Origin of the sequence: Rhodosalinus sp. FB01, assembly GCF_041365715.1 — a bacterium.
Classification (GTDB): Bacteria; Pseudomonadota; Alphaproteobacteria; order Rhodobacterales; family Rhodobacteraceae; genus Rhodosalinus.
Map to the genome: position 1 here is coordinate 372,227 of NZ_JBGFSH010000001.1, position 21,400 is coordinate 393,626.

A 21,400-nucleotide genomic window follows, 5' to 3' on the forward strand; every position below is an offset into this window, starting at 1 on the left:
CGCGCCCTGGCATGACGAACCTGCTTTACGCCAATGACCGGCCGGGCCGCTATCCCGCGAGCTGGTATGCCGCGACGGTGGAGACGCCGGCGCCCCGCGCGCCGCTGCGCGAGGAGATCCGTGCCGATGTGTGCATCGTGGGCGCGGGCTTCACCGGGCTCTCGGCCGCGCTCCATCTGGCCGAACGCGGCCACGACGGCGTGGTGCTGGAGGCGCACCGCGCGGGCTTCGGCGCGTCGGGGCGCAACGGCGGGCAGCTGGGCAGCGGCCAGCGGGTCGGCCAGGCGGAGCTGACCCGGCTTCTGGGCGCGGAGGCGGCGGACAGGCTCTGGGCGCTCGGCCAGGACGCCAAGGCCCTCGTGAAGGACCTCACCGCACGCCACGGCATCGACTGCCATCTCAAGCCGGGCGTGGCCCACATGGCCTATTCCGACGCCGAGCGGCGGGAGCTGCACGAGGAGGCCGAGACGCTGCAACATCGCTACGGCTACGCGGAGATCGAAGCGCTCGACGCCGAGGCCGGCCACGCGCTCTGCCCCTCGCCGCGCTATCGCGGCGGCACCCTCGACATGGGCGCGGGCCACCTGCATCCGCTGGCTTTCGCGTTGGGCCTCGCCCGCGCGGCGGAGGCTGCCGGCGCGCGCATCCACGAGACGACCCGCGTCGCGGAGATCGACGACAGCGGCGCGCGCCCCGTCCTGCGGACCGAGGAGGGCCGTGTCGAGGCCGAGCACGTGATCCTGGCCTGCAACGGCTATCTCGGCGGGCTGAACCGGCAGGTCGCGGCGCGCGTCATGCCGATCAACAACTTCGTCGCGGCCACCGAGCCGCTGGGCGCGCGGACGGCCAAGGTGCTCACCCGGGACGTCGCCGTCGCGGACACCAAGTTCGTGGTGAACTACTTCCGGCTGAGCCATGACGGGCGGCTTCTCTTCGGCGGGGGCGAAAGCTACGGCTACCGCTTCCCGCGCGATATCGCCGCGCTGGTGCGCCGGCCGATGGCGCGGGTCTTTCCGCATCTCGCGGACGTGCCGATCGACTATGCCTGGGGCGGCACGCTCGCGATCACCATGCGGCGGATGCCCTATCTCGCGCGGGTCGGGCGGCAGGTCCTGTCGGCTTCCGGCTACTCGGGGCACGGGGTGGGCAACGCCACGCTGGCCGGCAAGCTTCTGGCGGACGCCGTGGCCGGCGAAAGCGCGGGTTTCGACACCATGGCCTCGGTGCCAGCGCCGGCCTTTCCGGGCGGTACGCTGGTGCGCAGCCCGCTCCTCGTCCTCGCGATGAGCTGGTACGCGCTGCGCGACAGGTTGGGCGTGTGACTGTTGCCCGTTTCGCGACGATCCCGCCCGAAATACCCCCTTCTTCGCGTTGGGAGCGCCGCGGATTGACCCCGGCACGAATTTTCGGGTAGATGCGCCCACACGGGCCGACCTAGCGCGCCGCCTATCATGGGCGTGAGCGCCGCCATACCAGACGCTACGGGCCACGCGTGTCCGTAAACCACGGATGCACATGACAAAGTTTACCGATCTCGACCTCAACCCGAAGGTTCTGAAAGCGATTGAGGAGGCGGGATACGAATCTCCCACCCCGATCCAGGCCGGCGCCATTCCGCCCGCGCTCGAAGGGCGCGACGTTCTGGGCATCGCCCAGACCGGCACCGGCAAGACCGCAAGCTTCACGCTGCCGATGATCACGCTCCTGGCGCGGGGCCGCGCACGGGCGCGGATGCCGCGCAGCCTCGTGCTCTGCCCGACGCGCGAGCTTGCCGCGCAGGTGGCCGAGAACTTCGACACCTACGCCAGGCACGTGAAGCTCACCAAGGCGCTGCTGATCGGCGGCGTCAGCTTCAAGGAACAGGACGCGCTGATCGACAAGGGCGTCGACGTGCTGATCGCGACGCCGGGGCGGCTTCTCGATCATTTCGAGCGCGGCAAGCTGCTTCTCACCGGCGTCCAGATCATGGTGGTGGACGAGGCCGACAGGATGCTCGACATGGGGTTCATCCCCGACATCGAGCGCATCTTCAGCCTGACGCCCTTCACGCGGCAGACCTTCTTCTTCTCGGCCACCATGGCGCCCGAGATCGAGCGGATCACCAAGACCTTCCTGCAGGCCCCCGCCCGCATCGAGGTGGCGCGGCAGGCCACGGCATCGGAAACGATCGCGCAGGGCGTGGCGATGTTCAAGCCGTCGCGGCGCGACCGCGAGGCCTCGGAAAAGCGGCGGCTGCTGCGCGACCTGATCGACCGCGAGGGCGCGGCGTGCAAGAACGCGATCATCTTCTGCAACCGCAAGATCGACGTCGACATGCTCGCCAAGTCGCTGAAGAAGTACGGCTACGACGCCGCGCCGATCCACGGCGACCTGGACCAGTCCCAGCGCACGAAGACGCTGGATGCCTTCCGCTCGGGCGAATTGCGCTTTCTCGTGGCTTCCGATGTCGCCGCGCGCGGCCTCGACATCCCTGCCGTCAGCCACGTCTTCAACTACGACGTGCCATCGCACGCGGAAGATTACGTCCACCGGATCGGGCGCACCGGGCGGGCCGGACGCGAAGGCAAGGCGCTGACCATCTGCGGGCCCAAGGACGACAAGAACCTCGAGGACATCGAGAAACTCTTGCAAAAGGAAATCCCGCGCGTGGACAGCCCCTCTGGCGCCACCCCGGCCGAGGCGGCCGAGGAACGGCCCGCCGCCCCCGACGCGGAGGAGCCGGACAAGGAGCGTCCGCGCCGCGGACGCCGTGGCGGACGGCGCACCAAGCAGGAAGACACGCCGCCCGCCGCGGAGAAGGCCGCCGTTTCCGCAGCTTCCGAGGCCACGGACGAGCCCGCCGCCGAAGCGCCCGAGCGCGAGCCCGCACCGCGCAAGGCGCCCGCGCGCGCGCGCGACACGTCGCGCGGCAAGGGCCCGGCCGTGGTAGGAATGGGCGATCACCTGCCCTCTTTCATCGCGATGAGCTTCGAGGAACGGCTGAGCGGCTGACCCGCGTCCGCGGGGCGCCTCCGCGAAGGCCCCCGCCCGCCGACCCGATACGGTTCTCGCGCCGTGCGGATGACGTGCACGGCGTGCGCAAGGGCGCGCCATTTCGCGCGGTCGCGCGCACGGACACGACCCTGCCAGGGACGCCCCCGCCGCCCGGGCGCCGGGCCCGCCGCGCAAGCGGTGGCGCGCCGGCGCTCAGCTCAGGCGGCTGATCACCACCGTCACCTCGGGCTTCTTGCCGATCTCGTTCAGGGCGCTCTGGCGCACGACGCGGCGCATGCCTTCCTCGAGCTTGTCGTCGTCGGCGCGGACCTTCCGCGCCGCGCGCCCGAGGAACTGCGAAAGATCCTCTTCCAGAACGTCGGGCAGCGGCGCGTCCGAGCGGCCCGTCCCGGCAAGGCCCATCAGGTCGCACCACGGATCGCCCACGGGCTCGTCGTCTTCGTCGAGGATCACGGTCACGATCACGTGGCCGTTCAGCACCATCCGGATGCGGTCACGCACGATCGCGTCGAGCGCGCCGACCTGCACCGCGCCGTCGAGATAGGTGCGCCCGGTCTCGACGTAGTCGCAGACCGCCGGCGCCTCGCCGGTGAGATCCAGCATGGTCCCGTTGACGGCGATGGCCGCCTCGATGCCCTTGGCCTTCGCGATCTTCACATGCTCGCGCAGCATCCGGTGCTCGCCATGCATCGGGATCACCATCTGCGGCCGCATCAGCGCATGCATCGCCTCGAGATCGGGGCGGTTCGCGTGGCCCGAGACGTGGTAGCGGTCCGTGGCGTCGTCGACCACATCCACGCCCAGCTCCGAAAGCTGGTTGATCACGCGCAGGACACCCCGCTCGTTTCCGGGGATCGTGCGCGACGAGAACAGGAACGTGTCGCCGGCCTTGAGCTCGAGCCCCTGATAGGCGCCGCCCCGGGCGAGCTGCGCCGAGGCGGCGCGCCGCTCGCCCTGGCTGCCGGTGACGATCACCATCAGGTTCTCGCGCGGGACGCGGGCGGCGTCCTCGGGGCTGATCACCGGCGGGAACCCCTTCAGCACGCCGGTCTGCACCGACGCCTCGACCATGCGCTTCATCGAGCGCCCGATCAGGCAGATCGACCGTCCGGCACGCTGGCCCGCCTCGGCCAGCGTCTTCAGCCGCGCCACGTTCGAGGCGAAGGTCGTCGCCACGAACATGCCCGAGGCGCCGCCCACCAGCGCCTCGATCGCGGGGCCGAGCGTAGATTCCGACCGGCCGGGATGCTGCGTGAAGACATTCGTCGAGTCGCACATCAACGCACGGACCCCGGGCTTCGCCGCCTCGGCCCAGGCCTCGTCGTCGAAGGCCTCGCCCACCACCGGGTCGCGATCGATCTTGAAATCCGCGGTATGCACGACGCGCCCCGCGGGCGTGTCGATCACCAGCGCCGAGCTTTCCGGGATCGAATGCGAGACGGGCAGAAAGCCCACGCGGAAGGGCCCCGCCTCGGTCATGTCGGGCATCGGCTCGACCACCTTGACCACGCGCTCGGGCTGGCCGTGCTCTTCCATCTTGCCGCGCGCGATCTCGGCGGTGAAGCTGCGCGCATAGACCGGCGCACCAAGCCGCGACCACAGATGACCGAGCGCGCCCACATGGTCCTCGTGCGCGTGGGTGATGAAGATCGCCTCCAGCCGGTCGCGGCGCGCCTCGAGCCAGGCGATGTCGGGAAAGATCAGGTCGACCCCGGGGCTCGTGTCCATGTCGGGGAAGGTCACGCCGAGGTCCACGAGGATAAGCCGCTCCTTGTTCTTCGGTCCGTAGCCGAAGACATAGGCGTTCATCCCGACCTCGCCGGCACCGCCGAGGGGAAGATAGATCAGTCGGTCGCTGCTCATGGAGTGACTCCGTTCTTCTTGTTGTAGGCGTGGATCACGGCAAGGCCGTGCATCGTCAGATCGTCGTCGAAGGTGTCGAAAAGGGTTTCGGCCTGCTGGAAGAGCGGCGCGAGCCCGCCCGTGGAGATGACCTTCATCGGCCGGTCGCGTTCTGCCTTGATGCGGGTGCAGATCTCGCGGATCAGCCCGACATAGCCCCAGAAGATCCCCGATTGCATGCAGGCCACGGTGTTGGTGCCCACGACCCGCTGCGGCCGCGAGATGTCCACATGCGGCAGGGCGGCCGCGGCCTCGTGCAGCGCGGCGAGCGAGAGGTTGACCCCGGGCGCGATCACGCCGCCCACATAGGCGCCATCGCCATCGACGACGTCGAAGGTCGTCGCGGTGCCGAAGTCCACCACGATCAGGTCGCCGCCGTAACGGTCGAAGCCCGCGACGGTGTTGACCAGCCTGTCGGGCCCCACCTGCGTGCCCGGATCGACCCGGATATCGACGGGCAACAAACAGTCGGGCCGGCCGACGACCAGCGGCCGCGTGTTGAAATAGCGGTCCGACAGGACGCGAAGGTTGAACACCACCCGCGGCACGGTCGAGGACACGATCACGTCGGTGATCGCGGTCTCGATCTTCTGAAAGGATTTGAGCGTGGACAGCCAGACGTAGTATTCATCCGCCGTGCGCTGGTGCTGGGTCGCCATGCGCCAGCTGGCGACGAACCGCTCCCCGTCCCAGATCGAGAAGACGGTGTTGGTGTTGCCGCAATCGACCGCGAGTAGCATCGCCCTCAGACCCCCTCGGGAAAGTAGACATCCGCGGCGGCGACGGCCTCGCGCCCGCGCGGCGTTCGCAGGATGAGGTTGCCCGCCTCGTCCACCGTCTCGAACGTGCCCCTGACCTCGCGCGGGCCGATCCGCGCGGTCAGCGGCTGGCCGATCCGTGCGGCCCGGTCGAGCCAGGCGGTACGGATCGGCGCGAAGCCGAACGTGGCTAACTGCCCCTCGCGCATGTCGAAGGCGCTTGCGAGATGGTCGAGGAACGCCTCGGGCGGCACCGCCGCGCCGGTCTCGTGCAGAAGCGCCACGGGCCGGAGCGACCCCTGTTCCAACCGTTCCGGCTCGGGGGCATGGCGCAGATTGACGCCGACGCCGATGGCGAGCGCGCCGCCCGGCAGGCTTTCGAGCAGGATGCCGGCCAGCTTGCCCCCGTTGAGCAGCACGTCATTGGGCCATTTGAGCCCCAGCCCCTCGGGCCGCGCGCCGAGAACCGCGACCGTGTCGTAAAGCGCGAGCGCGGCCACGAAGGACCGCAACGCGGCGCGGCGCGGGTCATCCTCGCGCAGCACGAGCGTCGCGGCGAAATTGCCCGGCGGATCGGCCCAGGCGCGGCCGCGCCGTCCGCGCCCGGCGGTCTGGCGATGCGCCATGATCCACGCGGGCCGCGAAAGGGAGGGCGCGCGCGCGAGCGCCTCGGTCATGGTGGAGGGCGCTTCGTCGAGGACGATCCGGTCATAGGCGGCAGGCCAGCCCTGCGGCTGGTGCGCGTCAGTTGACAAGCGCCGCCGCGGCGGCGGCCGCCGCGCCCTCGATCCCGAACAGGTTGACGATGCCGACGAGCATGGCCACCGCGGAGGCCATCAGCATCCCCCAGAGCACCGGGCCGCCCCCTGCCTCGAGCGGCTCGGCGCGCTCCTCGCCGCAATACATGTAGTAGACGATGCGCAGGTAGTAGAACGCACCGATGACGGAGGCCACGACGCCCGCCACGGCCAGCCAGACGAGCCCGCCCTCATAGGCCGCGCGCAGCACGTAGAGCTTGCCGAAGAAGCCCAGAAGCGGCGGAACCCCCGCGAGGCTGAAAAGCAGGACCAGCATCGCGAAGGCGCGCCCCGGTTCGACGCGCGAGAACATGTGGAGCGAGCCGATATCCGTCACCGGTTGGCCGTCCCTCTCCATCGAGAGGATGAACGCGAAGGTTCCGACACTCATCGCGACGTAGATCGCCATGTAGACGAGCATGGCCTGCACGCCGAAGGCCGTTCCGGCGGCAAGGCCCATGAGCGCGTAGCCCATATGCGCGATGGAGGAATAGGCCATCAGCCGCTTGATGTTGGTCTGGCCGATCGCGGCGATCCCGCCCAGGAACATCGACAGCAGCGACAGGAGCGCGATGACCTGCTGCCAGTCCGCCACGATCCCGCCGAACGCGTCGTGCAGCACCCGCGCGAAAAGCGCCATGGCGGCGATCTTGGGCGCGGTGGACAGGAACGCCGTCACGGGCGTGGGCGCACCCTCGTAGACGTCGGGCGTCCACATGTGGAACGGCACGGCGGAAACCTTGAAGGCCAGCCCGCACGCCACGAGCACGAGGCCGATCAGAAGCCCCAGATCGGCCCGCCCCTCGCCCGCGGCCTCGATCACGCCGATGAAGAGCGTGGTGCCGGCATAGCCGTAGGTGAGCGAGGCGCCGTAGAGCAGCAGGCCGGAGGACAGCGCGCCCAGCATGAAGTATTTCAGCCCCGCCTCGGTCGACTTCGCGCTGTCGCGGCGCATCGCGGCGACGACGTAAAGCGCGAGCGATTGCAGCTCCAGCCCCATGTAGAGCGCCATCAGGTCTCCGGCGGACACCATCACCATCATGCCGACCACGGCAAGCGCGACGAGAAGCGGAAACTCGAACCGCAACAAGCCCCGCCGCTCCATGTAGTCTTGGCTGATCGCGAGCACCGCCGCGGCGGACAAGAGGATCGCGACCTTGGCGAACCGCGCGAAGCCGTCGTCGACGAACATTCCGCCGAAGGCGATTTGCACGCCCTCGCCGCGCAGACCGATCCAGGCGGCAAGCACGACGAAGATCGCGGCGGTGCCCCAGGTCAGCGATGGCGCGATGCGGTCCTTGCCGGTGTAGGCCGCGGCCACGAGCGCGCCCAGCGCGTAAACCGACAGCAGGAGCTCTGGCAGAAGGATGTTGAGATCGGCCTGGATCATCGGGGGCTCCCGTTCATTCGGCGCGCGCGACCATGCCGGTCGCCGCATGCTCCGCCAGGGCGGTTTGATAATCGGACACCAGCGCGCCGACCGACGGGCCGATGATGTCGGTCACGAGCGCGGGATAGACGCCCAGCAGCAGCGTCATGACCACGAGCGGCGCGAAGATCGCCCTCTCGCGCCGGTCCATGTCGGCGATGGACCGGAGCGACGCCTTGATGAGGTCGCCGAAGACGACGCGCCGGTAGAGCCAGAGCGCATACGCGGCCGAGAGGATCACGCCGGTGGCCGCGACGGCGGTGACCCAGGTATTGACCTGAAACGCGCCCGTCAGCGTCAGGAACTCGCCCACGAAGCCCGAGGTGCCGGGCAGGCCGACATTGGCCATGGTGAACAGCATGAAGACCGCGGCATAGGCGGGCATCCGGTGCACGAGACCGCCATAGGCCTCGATCTCGCGGGTGTGCATCCGGTCGTAGATGACCCCCACGCAGAGGAAGAGCGCGCCCGAGATGAAGCCGTGGCTGATCATCTGGAAGATCGCGCCGTCCACGCCCTGCTGGTTGGCCGCGAAGATGCCCATCGTCACGAAGCCCATATGCGCCACCGAGGAGTAGGCGATCAGCTTCTTCATGTCCTCCTGCGCGAGCGCCACGAGCGACGTGTAGACGATCGCGATCGCGCTCATCCACAGCACCAGCGGCGTCATCACCTCGGCCCCGACCGGGAACATCGGCAGGCTGAAGCGCAGGAAACCGTAGCCGCCCATCTTCAGCAGGATCGCGGCGAGCACCACGGATCCGGCCGTGGGCGCCTGCACATGCGCGTCGGGCAGCCAGGTGTGCACCGGCCACATCGGCATCTTCACCGCGAAGGACGCGAAGAAGGCCAGGAACATCAGCGTCTGCGCGCCGCCGATCACCTGGATGCCCAGAAGGCTGAAGCTGTCCGTGCCGAAGCGGTGGTTCAGCAGCGCCGGGATGTCCGACGTGCCCGCATCGACATACATCGCCACCATGGCCACCAGCATCAGGACCGAGCCGAGGAAGGTGTAGAGGAAGAACTTGAACGCGGCGTAGATACGCGCCTTGCCGCCCCAGATCCCGATGATGAGGAACATCGGAATGAGCCCCGCCTCGAAGAAGAGGTAGAATAGCACGAGATCGAGCGCCATGAAGACGCCCAGCATCAGCGTCTCGAGCACGAGGAACGCGACCATGTATTCCTTCACGCGATGCGTGACGCTCCACGACGCGGCAATGGCGAGCGGCATGATGAAGGTGGTCAGCATGACGAAAAGCACGCTGATCCCGTCCACGCCCATCTTGTAGGACAGCCCGAGGATCCACGCGCCCTCCTCCACCATCTGGAAGCCGGTGTCGGACGGGTCGAACTGCGCCAGGATGAAGAGCGACACGAGGAAGGTGGCCGAGGTCGCGATCAGCGCGAGCCACTTGGCGTTGCGCTGCGCGGCCTCGTCGTCGCCCCTGAGGAAGACGAGCAGGATCAGCGCGGCGAGCGCCGGCGTGAAGGTGACGATGGAAAGCAGGTTGTCCATCAGCGCGCCCCCCCGGCGAAGGTGACCCAGGCGATCAGCCCCACGAGGCCCAGAACCATCGCAAGCGCGTAGGTGAAGATGTATCCGGTCTGCGCGCGCCCGGCGAGCCGCGTGAGCCACGGGATCGCGCCCATGGCGATGCCGTTGATGGTGCCGTCGATCACGTCGCCGTCACCGCGCCGCCAGAGCACCCGCGCCGTCGCCCGCATCGGACGCACGAAGACGAAATCGTACACCTCGTCGAAATACCACTTGTTGAGCAGGAAGAGGTAAAGCGGCCGCTGGCTTTGCGCGAGGCGCCCGGGCAGCGCGGGGTTCGCGATGTAGAACCAGTAGGCGACGCCCAGCCCGATCAGCATGGCGAGGAAGGGGCTCGTCTTGACCCATTTCGGCACCTCGTGCGCCTCGTTGATCACGTCGTTGCCGGGCGCGACGAAGATCGCGCCCTGCCCCGGTTCGCCGGCGAAGACGTAGTGATGCGCGCCCTTGCCCGCCTCGGCCTCGCCGTGGTCCTCTTCCGCCGCGGCCTCGGCATAGGGCACGCCGAAGAATTTCGCCACGGTGTCGGTGTGCCCGAAGAAGGCGTTGTACCAGATCATGCCCGCCGTCACCGCACCGAGACCCAGCACGCCGAGCGGCGCGAGCATGACCGTGGGGCTTTCATGGGCGTGCTCGTGGGTGTGCCTGTCGCCGCGCGGCGCGCCCCAAAAGGTCAGGAACATCAGCCGCCAGGAGTAGAAGGAGGTGAAGAGCGCCGAGACCACCAGCAGCCAGAAGGCGGCGCCCCCATCCGTGCCGGCGAAGACGCTTTCCACCACCGCGTCCTTCGACTGGAAGCCGGCAAGGCCGATCGGAATTCCGCCGGCGGTGAAAAGCACCGCCGGCACGCCGACGCCGGTGATGGCGAGTGTGCCCACCAGCATGGCCCAGAACGTCATCGGCATCTTCCGGCGCAGGCCGCCATATTTCCGCATGTCCTGCTCGTGGTGCATCCCGTGGATCACCGAGCCCGCGCCGAGGAAGAGGAGCGCCTTGAAGAAGGCGTGGGTGAAGAGGTGGAACATCGCCACCGAGTAGGCGCCGACCCCCGCCGCGACGAACATGTAGCCAAGCTGCGAGCAGGTGGAATAGGCGATCACCCGCTTGATGTCGTTCTGGACGAGGCCGACAGAGGCCGCGAAGAAGGCCGTGAAGGCGCCGAGATAGACGATGAAGGTCTGCGCCGACGGCGCGAATTCCATCACCGGCGACATCCGGCAGACGAGGAAGACCCCCGCCGTCACCATCGTGGCGGCATGGATCAGCGCCGAGACGGGCGTCGGGCCTTCCATGGCGTCGGGCAGCCAGGTGTGCAGGATGAGCTGCGCCGACTTGCCCATCGCACCCACGAAAAGCAGGAAGGCCACGAGTTCGGCCGCGTTCCAGGATCCCCATAGGAAGGTGACCTGCGTCTCGGCGATCTGCGGCGCGGCCTCGAAGATGTCCTGAAGCTGGATCGAGTCCACCAGGAAGAAGAGCGCGAAGATCCCGAGCGCGAAGCCGAAATCGCCGACCCGGTTCACGATGAACGCCTTCATCGCCGCCGCGTTGGCGGAGGGCTTGCGGTAGTAGAAGCCGATCAGCAGGTAGGAGGCGAGGCCCACGCCCTCCCAGCCGAAGAACATCTGCGCGAGGTTGTCGGCCGTCACCAGCATCAGCATGGCGAAGGTGAAGAAGGAGAGATAGGCGAAGAAGCGCGCCTTGTAGTGCTCTCCCTCGCGGAAGTTCTCGTCATGCGCCATGTAGCCGAAGCTGTAGAGGTGCACGAGCGCCGAGACCGTGGTGATCACGATCAGCATGACCGCCGTCAGCCGGTCGAGCCGGATCGCCCAGTCCGTGGCGAGCGTCCCGCTCTCGATCCAGCGCAGGATCTGGATCTGCTGGGTTTCCCCGTCGAAGGACAGGAAAACGATCCACGACAGAAGGCAGGAGAGGGCCAGAAGCCCGGTCGCGATCCACTGCGCCGCGGTCTCGCCGATCAGCCGCCAGCCGAAACCCGCGACGAGCGCGCCCACGAGCGGGGCGAAAAGCAGGATCGTCTCCATCGTCTCAGCCCTTCATCACGTTGATGTCTTCCACCGCGATGGTGCCGCGGTTGCGGAAGAAGCAGACGAGGATGGCCAGGCCGATGGCCGCCTCTGCCGCGGCCACGGTCAGCACGAAGAGCGTGAAGACCTGCCCCACGAGGTCGCCGTGATACCACGAGAACGCGACGAGGTTGATGTTGACCGCGAGCAGCATGATCTCGATCGACATCAACAGGATGATCACGTTCTTCCGGTTGAGGAAGATCCCGAAGATGCCGATCACGAAAAGCGCCGCGGCCACCGTCAGGTAGTGTTCCAGTCCTATCATTGTACCGTCCCGTCCTCGGCGTTCACGCGCCGGGTTGTGTCGTGTCCGTTCAGAGGCCCTGCCCCGGCTTCACGTCCCTCAGCTCCATCGCCTTGGCGGGGTCGCGATACATCTGCGCCAGCACGTCCTGGCGCTTCACGTCCGCGCGGTGGCGCAGCGTCAGCACGATCGCGCCCACCATCGCCACGAGCAGGATGAGCCCGGAGAGCTGGAAGAGCAGGAAATACTCGTCGTAAAGCACCATGCCCAGCGCCTCGGTGTTGTGCCGGTCGGCCGGGATGGGCTGCGCGCGCGCGGCCTCGGCGGTGGCGCTTACGTCCCATGTGCCCAGCGCGAGCCCCAGCTGCATCAGCAGCACCACGCCGATCAGCAGCGCGAGCGGCATGTATCTGGCCATCTCGGCCTTCAAGGCGGCGAAGTCCACGTCGAGCATCATCACCACGAACAGGAAGAGCACCGCCACCGCGCCCACGTAGACGATGATCAGCAGCATCGCCACGAACTCCGCGCCGAGCAGCACGAAAAGGCCCGCCGCGCTCAGGAAGGCGAGGATCAGCCAGAGCACGGAGTGCACCGGGTTGCGCGCGATCACCGTGAAGAGCGCGCCGGTGATCAGGGAAAGCGCGAAGAGATAGAAAGCGAAGGCCGCGGCGGTCATTCTTCCTGCTCCTCACTGTCCTGCCAGACATCCTGTGCGAGCTGCATGGCCCGCGTGCTCGCCGGAAGCCCCGCGAAGACCGACATCATGCCGATGGCCTCGACGATCTCCTGCCGGGTGGCACCGGCCTCAAGCAGATGGCGCACGGTCAGCCGCAGATGCGATTCCGCCTGCGCCCCCTGCATGGTCAGACCCGCGAGTGTCAAGAGCAGCCGGGTCCGGGCGTCGAGCCCACCCTTGTTGAAGGCGTTGCCGAACAGCACCTCCATCCAGTCGCGCGGCATCGTGGGCCACATCGCCTCGACCCCCTTCGGCGAAAAGGTCTCGAGCGCGGGGTTCATGGTCTTCGCCATGTCCTGCATGGCCGACACCATCTCCTCGAAGGGGTTGCGCGTGTCGTTCATCGATAGGGCGCGTCCAGTTCGAGGTTGCGCGCGATCTCGGCTTCCCAGCGGTCGCCGTTCTCCAGAAGCTTCGCCTTGTCGTAGAAAAGTTCCTCGCGCGTCTCGGTGGCGAACTCGAAGTTCGGGCCCTCGACGATGGCGTCCACCGGACACGCCTCCTGGCAGAAGCCGCAATAGATGCACTTCGTCATGTCGATGTCGTAGCGCGTGGTGCGCCGCGAGCCGTCGGCGCGCGGCTCCGCGTCGATGGTGATGGCCTGCGCGGGGCAGATCGCCTCGCAGAGCTTGCAGGCGATGCAGCGTTCCTCGCCGTTGGGATAGCGGCGCAGCGCGTGTTCGCCGCGGAACCGAGGGGAAAGCGGCCCCTTCTCGTGCGGGTAGTTCACCGTGGCCTTGGGCGCGAAGAAATACTTCAGTCCAAGCTTGAGGCCATGGAAGAAATCCTGAAGCAGGAAATACTTCGCCGCGCGGCCGTAATCGATGTTCGTCATCCGGAACCTCCTTCGATTCCCTCGGCGGCCCAGCGGAAGATCGCCGCGGCGATCGCCTGTTCGCGCGGGCCGGCCAGTTGGTTGTCCCCCTCCGGCGCCGTCCGGGCGGCCTCTCCCGCCGCGGCGGCAAGATCCATCATGTCGATGTAGCGGGCGTTCAGGATCGCCGTCTTGAGTTCCTGCATGTCAGCCTCCCACGGTCCAACGGGCATAGGCGCCCCAGAACCAGTCGAATTTCGCGGCGAAGGACACGAACACCACCCAGAACAGGCTCATGGGAAGGAACACCTTCCAGCCCAGCCGCATGAGCTGGTCGTACCGGTAGCGGGGCGTCACCGCCTTCACCATGGCGAAAAGGAAGAAGAAGACCGCCATCTTGCCCACCATCCAGAGCGCCCCGTCGGGCAGCCCCGGGATCGGCGACAGCCAGCCGCCGAAGAAGAGCAGGCTCATCAGCGCGCACATCAGGAAGATGGCGATGTATTCGCCGGCCATGAAAAGCAGGAAGGGCGTGGACGAGTATTCCACCTGGTAGCCCGCGACGAGCTCGGATTCTGCCTCCGGCAGGTCGAAGGGCGGTCGGTTCGTCTCCGCCAGCGCCGAGATGAAGAACAGGAACACGATCGGCAGATGCGGCAGCCAGTACCACGAGAAGAAGCCGTAGGCGCCATCCTGGCTGGCGACGATCTGGCTGAAGTTGAGCGAGCCCGACGAAATCACCACCCCGATGATGATGAGCCCGATCGACACCTCGTAGGAGATCATCTGCGCGGCCGACCGCAAGCTGCCGAGGAAGGGATACTTGGAGTTCGAGGCCCAGCCGCCCATGATGACGCCGTAGACCTCGAGCGAGGACATGGCGAAGACGTAAAGGATCGCCACGTTGATGTCCGCGAGCACCCAGCCCTCGTTGAAGGGGATCACCGCCCAGGCGATCACGGCGAGCACGAAGCTCGTCATCGGCGCCAGGATGAAGACCGGGCGGTCCGCGCCCGCGGGCACCACCACCTCCTTGAGGACGTATTTCGCCGCGTCGGCCACCGTCTGGAGCAGGCCGAAGGCGCCCACGACGTTCGGACCCTTCCGCATCTGCACGGCCGCCCAGACCTTGCGGTCCGCGTAGACCAGGAAGAGCAGCGAGATCATCACGAAGGCCAGCACCGACAGGCACTGGGCGACGATGATGAGGCCCGTGCCGAGAGGGGTGGAAAAGAAAGCTTCCATCAGGTCCTCATACCATCGGTATCCCACGTTCGGCGCAGGCGGCGGCCTCGACCTCGGCGTCGATGGTGCGAAGGCCTTCGGGCCGGCGCGCCGAGATGGTGTAAACCGCATCTGCGCGCCAGAGGCCACCCTCTTTGGCGACATTTGTCCGCAGATGGCGCAGGAACTTCCGCGCCCGCGACAGCGTATCGAGCGCCGCCGCGCAGCGCGCGTAGCCTTCGATCTCCTCGAGGCTGGCCGCGCCGCCCATCGCGACGTCGACGCTCAGCAGGTCGAGGTCGAGAAGCCGCGTCTCGACCCCGCGATAGTCCGGTGCCGCCCGCCCGACCGCCTCGGCGGCGGCGGCGTGCGGCCGCTCCGGTGCACACCCCGCCAGCGTGACGGCGGCGGACGCTATGGCGGCGATGCCGCGCATGTCACTCTGCCGCGAGGCGGTCGGTCGCGCGATCGCTCGCGCGGCGCGAAAGCTCGGCCATGAGCTCGCTCGCCCGCGCGACCGGGTTCGTGAGCCAGAAATCCCCGACCGCGAGGCCGAAATCGCCCTCGCCCAGCGCGGCGGGCGCCAGCGGCTCCCACACGTTCTCGGGCACCTCGTCGATCCGCGCGAGATGGGGCGCCGCCGCCACCAGCTTCTGGCGCAGCTGCGCGAGGCTGTCATAGGGCAGAGTCGCCCCCGCCTTTTCCGATGCGGCACGCAGGATCGCCCAGTTTTCCTTGGCCTCTCCGGGCGGGAAGGACGCGCGCAGCGCAAGCTGCGGACGGCCCTCGGTATTGACGAAAAGCCCCTGCTCCTCGGTCCAGGCCGCGGCGGGCAGGATCACGTCGGCGCGATGCGCGCCCCGATCGCCATGGCTTCCCTGGTAGATCACGAAAGCTCCTTCGGGGATCTCGACCTCGTCCGCGCCGAGGTTCCAGATGACGTCGCCCGCGAGCGCCGCGTCGATCCCGCCCTCGCAGGTCGCGCCGGCATCCATCGCGCCCGCGCGCCCCGCTGCCGTGTGCAGCACCAGAAGGCCCGACCCGGTCTTTTCGGCAAGCTGCATGGCCGTGGCCAGCACCGCCTCGCCGTCATCCTCGCGCAGCGCGGCCTGGCCCACGATCACGACGCTCTCGTGCTCGGAAAACTCCGCGGGGGGCGCCTCCGCGAGCTGTGCAAGCGCCGCGCGCCCGGTCCCGGCATGGGTGTAGCCGTAGGTCAGATCCACCGGCCGGCCCACGAGCGTGACCTCGGCGCCCTGCACCCAGGCCTTGCGGATGCGCGCGTTCAGCACCGGCGCCTCCTGCGCGGGATCGCTGCCCACGATCACGACGCGCCGGGCATGTTCGAGATCCTCCACCGCGGCGGTGCCCACATAACCCGAGCGGTTGCCTGCGGGCAGCTTCGCACCGTCGGTCCGGCACTCGACAACGCCGCCATGGCTCTCCACGAGCTGCTTGAGCGCGAAGGCGGCCTCGACCGGGGCAAGGTCCCCAACGAGGCCTGCAAGCCGCTTCGCCCCTTTCACCGCCTCGGCGGCGGCGGCGAGCGCCTCGCCCCAGCCCGCGGGCCGCAGCTTTCCGTTCTCGCGGATGTAAGGCCGGTCGAGGCGCTGGCGGCGCAGCCCGTCCCAGACGAAGCGCGTCTTGTCCGAGATCCACTCCTCGTTCACGCCGTCATGGTTGCGCGGCAGGAAACGCATCACCTCGCGGCCCTTGGTGTCCACCCGGATGTTGGAGCAGAGCGCGTCCATCACGTCGATCGACTCGGTCTTGGTCAGCTCCCAGGGCCGCGCGGTGAAGGCGTAGGGCTTCGAGACGAGCGCCCCCACCGGGCAGAGATCGATGATGTTGCCCTGCATGTTCGATTCGAGCGTCTGGCCCAGGTAGGAAGTGATCTCGGCGTCCTCGCCGCGGCCCGTCTGGCCAAGCTCGGGCATCCCCGCCACCTCGGTGATGAAGCGCACGCAGCGCGTGCAGGAGATGCAGCGCGTCATGTGCGTCTCGACCAGCGGCCCGAGGTCGAGATCCTCGACCGCGCGCTTGGGCTCGCGGTAGCGGGAGAAGTCCACCCCGTAAGCCATTGCCTGGTCCTGCAGATCGCATTCGCCGCCCTGGTCGCAGATCGGGCAGTCGAGCGGATGGTTGATGAGCAGGAACTCCATCACCCCCTCGCGCGCCTTCTTGACCATGGGCGAATTGGTCTTGACCTGCGGCGCCTCGCCCTCGGGACCGGGGCGCAGGTCCTTGACCTGCATCGCGCAGGATGCGGCGGGTTTCGGCGGGCCGCCCACCACCTCGACGAGGCACATGCGGCAATTGCCCGCGATCGAGAGCCGCTCATGGTAGCAGAAACGCGGGATCTCGATTCCGGCCTCCTCGCAGGCCTGGATCAGGGTCATGGCCGGGTCGACCTCGATCTCCCGACCGTCGATGACGATCTTGCGCAGTTCGCTCATGCTCTCACTTCTTTCTCAGACGCGCCTCGAGACCCTTCGGGGCCTTTGCTTTCAAGGAGCATCCGCGTCGGGCTGCGCAAACAAGGCAACAAGATGGACGCAGCTCTTGGGACCGGCTCCTGCTGTGCGGAAAGCTAGAGCAGGGACCCCGGTTCCGCAAGGCGAGGAGGCGACGCCGCGGGGAAAACGGCGGCGGGAACAGGACGAGACGGGAGGTTTCGGGCGCGACCACATCCCGGGCATCCCGCGAGGCCTGCCGCGCCCATGGTCGCGCGCCATTAAGGGCGCTTTCCGGGACCCGCGCGCCCGGAGCGGCGGGGCTGCGGGCTAGCGCCGGTGGCGGGCGTTATTGTATGATAAGCGTGTATGCCCCTAGGGTCGATGCCATCGCCCGACATGTGGAGGATACGATGAAGACCCCGGCCCGCCTTGCCCTCTGTGCCGCGCTCGCGGTCCTGCCCACCCTTTCGGCCGCCGACCGCGCGCTCGTGATCGGCGCGATGCCGGAAGAGCGGCAAGGCCTCTTCGGAGCGTCGAGCCGGCCCGACGTCGCGGCCGCGCTGCGCGCCGCGGGGTTCGAGACTGTCGCGGTCCCCGGGGACGACCTGTCCGAAGCGCGGTCCGCGCTGTCGGATCTGCTAGCCGTCGCGGACGGAGAAGAGCGGATCGTGATCTACCTGTCCGGCGCCTTCCTGCGGGACGACGGGCGCAGCTGGATGACCGAGGCGGGGGCCGAGGGGCCACTCGACCTCGTCACCGTCGAGGGCGCGGCGCTGTCGGTCGAGACGGTCCTCGCCGTGGCCGGCCGGGCGCCTGGCGGGGCGGTCGTGGCCCTGGCGCTGGCCGGAAACGGCCCGGACCCCGGCGCCGGCCTGCGGCGGGGTGCGACGCCGGGCGCGGTGCCGCAAGGCGTGACGGTTCTTCAGGGACCCTCGGCGTCGGTCGCGCGCTTCGTCTCGGAGGATCTGCTGGTGCCGGGACAGCGGCTGGCGACGGCCCTTGCCGCGGCGCGGGATGTCTCCGCGACCGGATTCGTGACCGATCGCGTGCCCTTCCTGCCCGCAGGCCCGGAGCGCGCCGCGATACCCGCACCCGATCGCGACGCCACCGAGCGCGCGCGCTGGGAGGCGGCGCGCGAGCGCGGCGACGCGGCCGCCTACCGCGATTATCTCGACCGCCATCCGGACGGCCGGTTCGCCGACGCGGCGCGCGCGGCCATCGCGGAGATCGAGGCGGAGCCCGATCGCGCCGCCCGGTTGGCCGAGGACGCCCTGAACCTCACGCGCGACGAGCGCCGGCAGATCCAGCGTCATCTCACCCTGCTGGACCATGAGCCGCGCGGGATCGACGGGATCTTCGGCCCCGGCACCCGCGGCGCGATCACCCGGTTCCAGCGCGACGCCGGCCTGCCCGAGACCGGCTACCTGAGCGCGCGGCAGATAGAGATGCTCGACCGCCAGGCGGAGCGGCGGCAGGCCGAACTCGAGGCCGAAGCCGAACGCCTCCGCCTCGAGCAGGAGCGCCGCGATCGCGCGGCGTGGGAGGCGACCGGCTCGGGCGCCGACGAGGCGGGCCTGCGGACGTATCTACAACGCTTCCCGGACGGGCTCTTCGCGGATATCGCGACCGAACGCCTGGCGGACATCGAGGCGGCCAAGCGCGACCGGGCCGCCGAGCGCGACCGCCTGGCCTGGGAGGAGGCCAGAGCCGCCGGCACGGTGGCCGCGTATCAGGCGTATCTGCGCGCCTTTCCGGACGGCGCCTTCGCGGCCGAGGCACAGGCCCGCATTGCCGCGCTGCAGGACGACGGCAGCGCGCGCCAGCTGCAGGCGCGAGAGGCCGAGGAGGCGCTGGGCCTCAACATCCTGACACGCACCCTGGTCGAACGGCGGCTGGACCAGCTGGGGCTGGAGCCCGGGCCGGCCGACGGCGTTTTCGACGAAGCGACGCGTCGCGCGATCCGCCGTTTCCAGCGCGCCCGCGACCTGGCCGTCACCGGTTACCTGGACGAGGCGACGGTGTCGCGGATGCTTTCGGATGTCGGCGGGCTCTTGGAACGCCTGCGCTGACAAGGCACTGTGCCGCAGGCGGCCGCACAAGCGCCGCACGATCGCCGCCCCCTGTGGGGGCAAGCGGCATCGCCCGACCCGGGACCTCCAAGGAGCAACTTCCACATGCGCGTTTTTTCCAACCCTGTCGGACCGGGCTTGCTCTGGTTCGACAATCTCGCCACGGCGGACGGAACTCCCGTCGCATATGATCCGCAGGCGCGCGCGTTCCTTGCTGCGCCGCCCTTCTGCGCGAACCGCGAGATCATCGGGTGCAACTGGATCGCGCCGGAGCAGGGCGCCTTCTGTCGCGCCTGCGCGATGACGGTGCTGGCCCCCGACACGTCGATCCCCGACGCGATCCCGAACTGGGCCCAGACCGAGGCGGCGAAGCGTTGGGTGCTCGACAATCTCGGCCGCTGGCACTGGTTCCGACCCGAGGATGTGGGAACGCGCCCGGCCTTTCACATGCTGGCCGAAGGCCCGACCCCGGTCGCGATGGGCCATGTCGACGGCGTCGTGACGATCAGCGTGGCTGAGGCGGACGAGGTCCTGCGCACCAGCCGCCGCGAGGCGCTGGAGGAGCCGTATCGCACGATGATCGGCCACATGCGCCACGAGATCGCGCACATGCTCTGGTGGCGTCTCAGCCTGCGCGCCGATTTCCTCAAGGCGTTCCGCGCCGTCTTCGGCGACGAACGGGAGGATTACCAGGCGGCGTTGCAGCGTCATTACGGCAACGGACCGCCGCAGGACTGGCGGGCGCGCTTCATTACAACCTACGCCTCCGCGCATCCCCACGAGGACTGGGCCGAAACCGCCGCGCATCTGCTGCACCTGACCGACATCACCGACAGCGTCGCCGCCGCGGGATTCTCGTCGCCGGACCTGCCGGCCCGCGACTGGGATCCCTACTCGGAGCCGGATGCCGACCGCCTCATCCGTGTCGCGGCCGCGCTCGTCGCCGGCATCAACCACGTCAACCGTTCGATGGGGCTCGCGGATGTCTATCCCTTCGTGCTTTCGTCGGCCGCCTGGCGCAAGCTCGTCTTCGTCCACGAGTGGCTGCGCAGAGGGGCGCTCGGACTGTAAGAGACCGGGCGGGAGGGCACGCAGGCCAGCGTCGCCCTCCCCGCTCTGCGCCGCGTTCAGCCGCAGGTCCCCCGTGATTGCCGGAGCGCCACGCGGGCCCGTCGCGACGACCGATGCCGTGGCCGGGACGGGCGCCTCTAATGCCGACCCGCGGTGCAGGTCCCGGATGCGCGTTATCGCCGGGCCGGACTGCATGTCCCGATCGTCCCGAGGGCCGCGGCCTGCGGCTTGGCGATGGCGAAGACGGCTCCCGAGGCGCGATCCCGGCGCGCCTCGTGGCTGGCCTGGCGCAGGGCCTGCGACCGCAATCGCCACTGGCGATGATGCGGTCGATGAGCGCCGTCACGATATCTCGTCGACCTTCCCGGTTCGACACAATCGTCGACCAGCGGTTTCGTTCCGTGCTGAAATCAGTCTTTCGAAAACAGCCCCTGAACGAGGTGCAGCTGATTTGCGAAGGGTTCGGAAAGCAGGGCCTGCGCGAGGTCGTCATTCACGAAAACCGTCTTCGCAACCTCCGGATCGGACCAGATGGCCGGGCCCTCCCGCACGGACGGAAAGGCCCGGACACCCGGATGCACCCCGCCCTCGCTCCTCAGAGCAGAGCGCTCTACGGCGCCGTAGCCGACCCACTCCGATGCATCGGGGTCGATGGTCGGCCGCACGTTGCTGGTCAGCAGGGTGGAGTAACGGGTATCGACGCCCCTGCCGTCTCCGAGTTCCACCCGGATCGGGCGCAGCACGGTCGCACCGAGGTCGAACCGGCGCAGGACCTTCACCATATCGTCGCGAACGTGGATGAAGGAATTGAACCAGAGCGGCACGTCCAGCCGGTGTGCCGGATGGCTGGGCTTGAGGACATAGGTCTCGGGCAGGTCCTCCGGCGCGACCGGCTCGCCGATCCGGGCGCGGTGGTGCACCTTCAGCCGTGGCTTGCGGTTTTCGCGCGAAGTGAGAGCGGGATCGGGCCGAGGGACGTAGCCGCGCGTATAGTCCGGGTCACTGACCGACTGGATGTACCAGATATGCCCTGCCACGGGATCGATCCTTTCTTGTCGCCGCCGTCGGTGGTTGAGATCATCGCGCGGGCGACAAGGCGGGACAAGGGCGCGAACGGGGCACCGCAAGTCGCGGCGGTCCCGTTACTCGGCTCCGCAGGCGGGAGAGAGCCTTGGCCCGCGCGCGCGAGAGCGTCCTGCTGCCGGACGCCCAGCGCAACGATGCGAGCGGGGCTTTCCGGCTCCCGTTCGATTGC

The 21,400-nt window shown here is 68.6% G+C and carries 19 protein-coding genes; 4 read left to right on the forward strand and 15 right to left on the reverse strand.

Annotated elements, in window-relative coordinates; translation table 11 throughout:
- Positions 1 to 11: 11 nt before the first annotated feature.
- A complete protein-coding gene (locus tag AB6A65_RS01815; RefSeq protein ID WP_371036640.1) occupies positions 12 to 1,322 on the forward strand; it encodes an NAD(P)/FAD-dependent oxidoreductase in 1,311 nt (436 codons plus the stop codon).
- 193 nt (positions 1,323 to 1,515) lie between these two features.
- On the forward strand, positions 1,516 to 2,991 hold the full coding sequence (locus tag AB6A65_RS01820) for a DEAD/DEAH box helicase (protein WP_371036641.1): 1,476 nt from the start codon (positions 1,516 to 1,518) through the stop codon (positions 2,989 to 2,991).
- A 195-nt stretch (positions 2,992 to 3,186) separates the two neighbouring features.
- Here AB6A65_RS01820 and AB6A65_RS01825 read toward each other — a convergent pair whose 3' ends face one another.
- Genes AB6A65_RS01825 through nuoG form a run of 14 tightly spaced genes read right to left on the reverse strand, consistent with a single transcriptional unit; the run spans position 3,187 to position 17,005 of the window.
- Positions 3,187 to 4,857: a ribonuclease J gene (locus AB6A65_RS01825; protein ID WP_371036642.1), complete on the reverse strand. Its 1,671-nt coding sequence runs from the start codon at positions 4,855 to 4,857 to the stop codon at positions 3,187 to 3,189.
- Positions 4,854 to 5,636 (reverse strand): type III pantothenate kinase, encoded by a 783-nt coding sequence (locus AB6A65_RS01830; RefSeq protein ID WP_371036643.1) that lies wholly within the window; start codon positions 5,634 to 5,636, stop codon positions 4,854 to 4,856. The genes AB6A65_RS01825 and AB6A65_RS01830 overlap by 4 nt, the downstream gene beginning before the upstream one ends.
- A gap of 5 nt (positions 5,637 to 5,641) precedes the next feature.
- Complete coding sequence (locus AB6A65_RS01835) at positions 5,642 to 6,409, reverse strand: biotin--[acetyl-CoA-carboxylase] ligase (RefSeq protein ID WP_371036644.1); 768 nt, start codon at positions 6,407 to 6,409, stop codon at positions 5,642 to 5,644.
- Positions 6,399 to 7,841, reverse strand: coding sequence for an NADH-quinone oxidoreductase subunit NuoN (gene nuoN, locus AB6A65_RS01840; RefSeq protein ID WP_371036645.1), 1,443 nt, complete (start codon positions 7,839 to 7,841; stop codon positions 6,399 to 6,401). Before nuoN ends, AB6A65_RS01835 begins: the two co-directional genes overlap by 11 nt.
- Before the next feature lie 13 nt (positions 7,842 to 7,854).
- The gene (locus tag AB6A65_RS01845) at positions 7,855 to 9,399 is read right to left on the reverse strand and encodes an NADH-quinone oxidoreductase subunit M (RefSeq protein ID WP_371036646.1); all 1,545 of its coding nucleotides are present in this window, start codon (positions 9,397 to 9,399) and stop codon (positions 7,855 to 7,857) included.
- On the reverse strand, positions 9,399 to 11,483 hold the full coding sequence (gene nuoL / locus AB6A65_RS01850; RefSeq protein WP_371036647.1) for an NADH-quinone oxidoreductase subunit L: 2,085 nt from the start codon (positions 11,481 to 11,483) through the stop codon (positions 9,399 to 9,401). Before nuoL ends, AB6A65_RS01845 begins: the two co-directional genes overlap by 1 nt.
- A gap of 4 nt (positions 11,484 to 11,487) precedes the next feature.
- Positions 11,488 to 11,793, reverse strand: coding sequence for an NADH-quinone oxidoreductase subunit NuoK (gene nuoK / locus AB6A65_RS01855; protein ID WP_371036648.1), 306 nt, complete (start codon positions 11,791 to 11,793; stop codon positions 11,488 to 11,490).
- Between the two features lie 49 nt (positions 11,794 to 11,842).
- Complete coding sequence (locus tag AB6A65_RS01860) at positions 11,843 to 12,451, reverse strand: NADH-quinone oxidoreductase subunit J (protein ID WP_371036649.1); 609 nt, start codon at positions 12,449 to 12,451, stop codon at positions 11,843 to 11,845.
- A complete protein-coding gene (locus tag AB6A65_RS01865) occupies positions 12,448 to 12,855 on the reverse strand; it encodes a carboxymuconolactone decarboxylase family protein (protein ID WP_371036650.1) in 408 nt (135 codons plus the stop codon). Before AB6A65_RS01865 ends, AB6A65_RS01860 begins: the two co-directional genes overlap by 4 nt.
- A complete protein-coding gene (gene nuoI, locus AB6A65_RS01870; RefSeq protein WP_371036651.1) occupies positions 12,852 to 13,346 on the reverse strand; it encodes an NADH-quinone oxidoreductase subunit NuoI in 495 nt (164 codons plus the stop codon). The genes AB6A65_RS01865 and nuoI overlap by 4 nt, the downstream gene beginning before the upstream one ends.
- Positions 13,343 to 13,531 carry a hypothetical protein gene (locus AB6A65_RS01875; RefSeq protein ID WP_371036652.1) on the reverse strand — a complete coding sequence of 63 codons (189 nt, stop codon included), beginning with the start codon at positions 13,529 to 13,531 and terminating at the stop codon, positions 13,343 to 13,345. Before AB6A65_RS01875 ends, nuoI begins: the two co-directional genes overlap by 4 nt.
- Before the next feature lies 1 nt (position 13,532).
- Positions 13,533 to 14,570 carry an NADH-quinone oxidoreductase subunit NuoH gene (gene nuoH / locus AB6A65_RS01880; protein ID WP_371036653.1) on the reverse strand — a complete coding sequence of 346 codons (1,038 nt, stop codon included), beginning with the start codon at positions 14,568 to 14,570 and terminating at the stop codon, positions 13,533 to 13,535.
- A 7-nt stretch (positions 14,571 to 14,577) separates the two neighbouring features.
- Positions 14,578 to 14,985, reverse strand: coding sequence for a hypothetical protein (locus AB6A65_RS01885; protein WP_371036654.1), 408 nt, complete (start codon positions 14,983 to 14,985; stop codon positions 14,578 to 14,580).
- A gap of 1 nt (position 14,986) precedes the next feature.
- The gene (gene nuoG / locus AB6A65_RS01890) at positions 14,987 to 17,005 is read right to left on the reverse strand and encodes an NADH-quinone oxidoreductase subunit NuoG (protein ID WP_371036655.1); all 2,019 of its coding nucleotides are present in this window, start codon (positions 17,003 to 17,005) and stop codon (positions 14,987 to 14,989) included.
- A gap of 410 nt (positions 17,006 to 17,415) precedes the next feature.
- On the opposite strand from nuoG, the gene AB6A65_RS01895 reads away from it, so the two are divergent.
- Together AB6A65_RS01895 and AB6A65_RS01900 are read left to right on the forward strand one after the other, a co-directional pair.
- Positions 17,416 to 19,074, forward strand: a complete 1,659-nt coding sequence (locus AB6A65_RS01895) for a peptidoglycan-binding domain-containing protein (RefSeq protein WP_371036656.1) — start codon at positions 17,416 to 17,418, stop codon at positions 19,072 to 19,074.
- Between the two features lie 105 nt (positions 19,075 to 19,179).
- Positions 19,180 to 20,145, forward strand: a complete 966-nt coding sequence (locus AB6A65_RS01900; protein ID WP_371036657.1) for a putative zinc-binding metallopeptidase — start codon at positions 19,180 to 19,182, stop codon at positions 20,143 to 20,145.
- A 410-nt stretch (positions 20,146 to 20,555) separates the two neighbouring features.
- On the opposite strand, the gene AB6A65_RS01905 is transcribed toward AB6A65_RS01900, so the two are convergent.
- A complete protein-coding gene (locus AB6A65_RS01905; protein ID WP_371036658.1) occupies positions 20,556 to 21,182 on the reverse strand; it encodes a hypothetical protein in 627 nt (208 codons plus the stop codon).
- Positions 21,183 to 21,400: the final 218 nt, after the last annotated feature.

Bases quoted from the DNA above. Each gene is read 5' to 3' on its own strand.
- AB6A65_RS01865 (WP_371036650.1), bottom strand. From the start codon at position 12,855: ATGAACGACACGCGCAACCCCTTCGAGGAGATGGTGTCGGCCATGCAG.
- AB6A65_RS01825 (WP_371036642.1), bottom strand. From the start codon at position 4,857: ATGAGCAGCGACCGACTGATCTATCTTCCCCTCGGCGGTGCCGGCGAG.
- AB6A65_RS01860 (WP_371036649.1), bottom strand. From the start codon at position 12,451: ATGACCGCCGCGGCCTTCGCTTTCTATCTCTTCGCGCTTTCCCTGATC.
- nuoK (WP_371036648.1), bottom strand. From the start codon at position 11,793: ATGATAGGACTGGAACACTACCTGACGGTGGCCGCGGCGCTTTTCGTG.
- AB6A65_RS01830 (WP_371036643.1), bottom strand. From the start codon at position 5,636: ATGCTACTCGCGGTCGATTGCGGCAACACCAACACCGTCTTCTCGATC.
- AB6A65_RS01875 (WP_371036652.1), bottom strand. From the start codon at position 13,531: ATGCAGGAACTCAAGACGGCGATCCTGAACGCCCGCTACATCGACATG.
- AB6A65_RS01895 (WP_371036656.1), top strand. From the start codon at position 17,416: ATGAAGACCCCGGCCCGCCTTGCCCTCTGTGCCGCGCTCGCGGTCCTG.
- AB6A65_RS01820 (WP_371036641.1), top strand. From the start codon at position 1,516: ATGACAAAGTTTACCGATCTCGACCTCAACCCGAAGGTTCTGAAAGCG.
- nuoH (WP_371036653.1), bottom strand. From the start codon at position 14,570: ATGGAAGCTTTCTTTTCCACCCCTCTCGGCACGGGCCTCATCATCGTC.
- nuoG (WP_371036655.1), bottom strand. From the start codon at position 17,005: ATGAGCGAACTGCGCAAGATCGTCATCGACGGTCGGGAGATCGAGGTC.
- AB6A65_RS01885 (WP_371036654.1), bottom strand. From the start codon at position 14,985: ATGCGCGGCATCGCCGCCATAGCGTCCGCCGCCGTCACGCTGGCGGGG.
- nuoI (WP_371036651.1), bottom strand. From the start codon at position 13,346: ATGACGAACATCGATTACGGCCGCGCGGCGAAGTATTTCCTGCTTCAG.
- nuoN (WP_371036645.1), bottom strand. From the start codon at position 7,841: ATGATCCAGGCCGATCTCAACATCCTTCTGCCAGAGCTCCTGCTGTCG.
- AB6A65_RS01845 (WP_371036646.1), bottom strand. From the start codon at position 9,399: ATGGACAACCTGCTTTCCATCGTCACCTTCACGCCGGCGCTCGCCGCG.
- nuoL (WP_371036647.1), bottom strand. From the start codon at position 11,483: ATGGAGACGATCCTGCTTTTCGCCCCGCTCGTGGGCGCGCTCGTCGCG.
- AB6A65_RS01815 (WP_371036640.1), top strand. From the start codon at position 12: ATGACGAACCTGCTTTACGCCAATGACCGGCCGGGCCGCTATCCCGCG.
- AB6A65_RS01900 (WP_371036657.1), top strand. From the start codon at position 19,180: ATGCGCGTTTTTTCCAACCCTGTCGGACCGGGCTTGCTCTGGTTCGAC.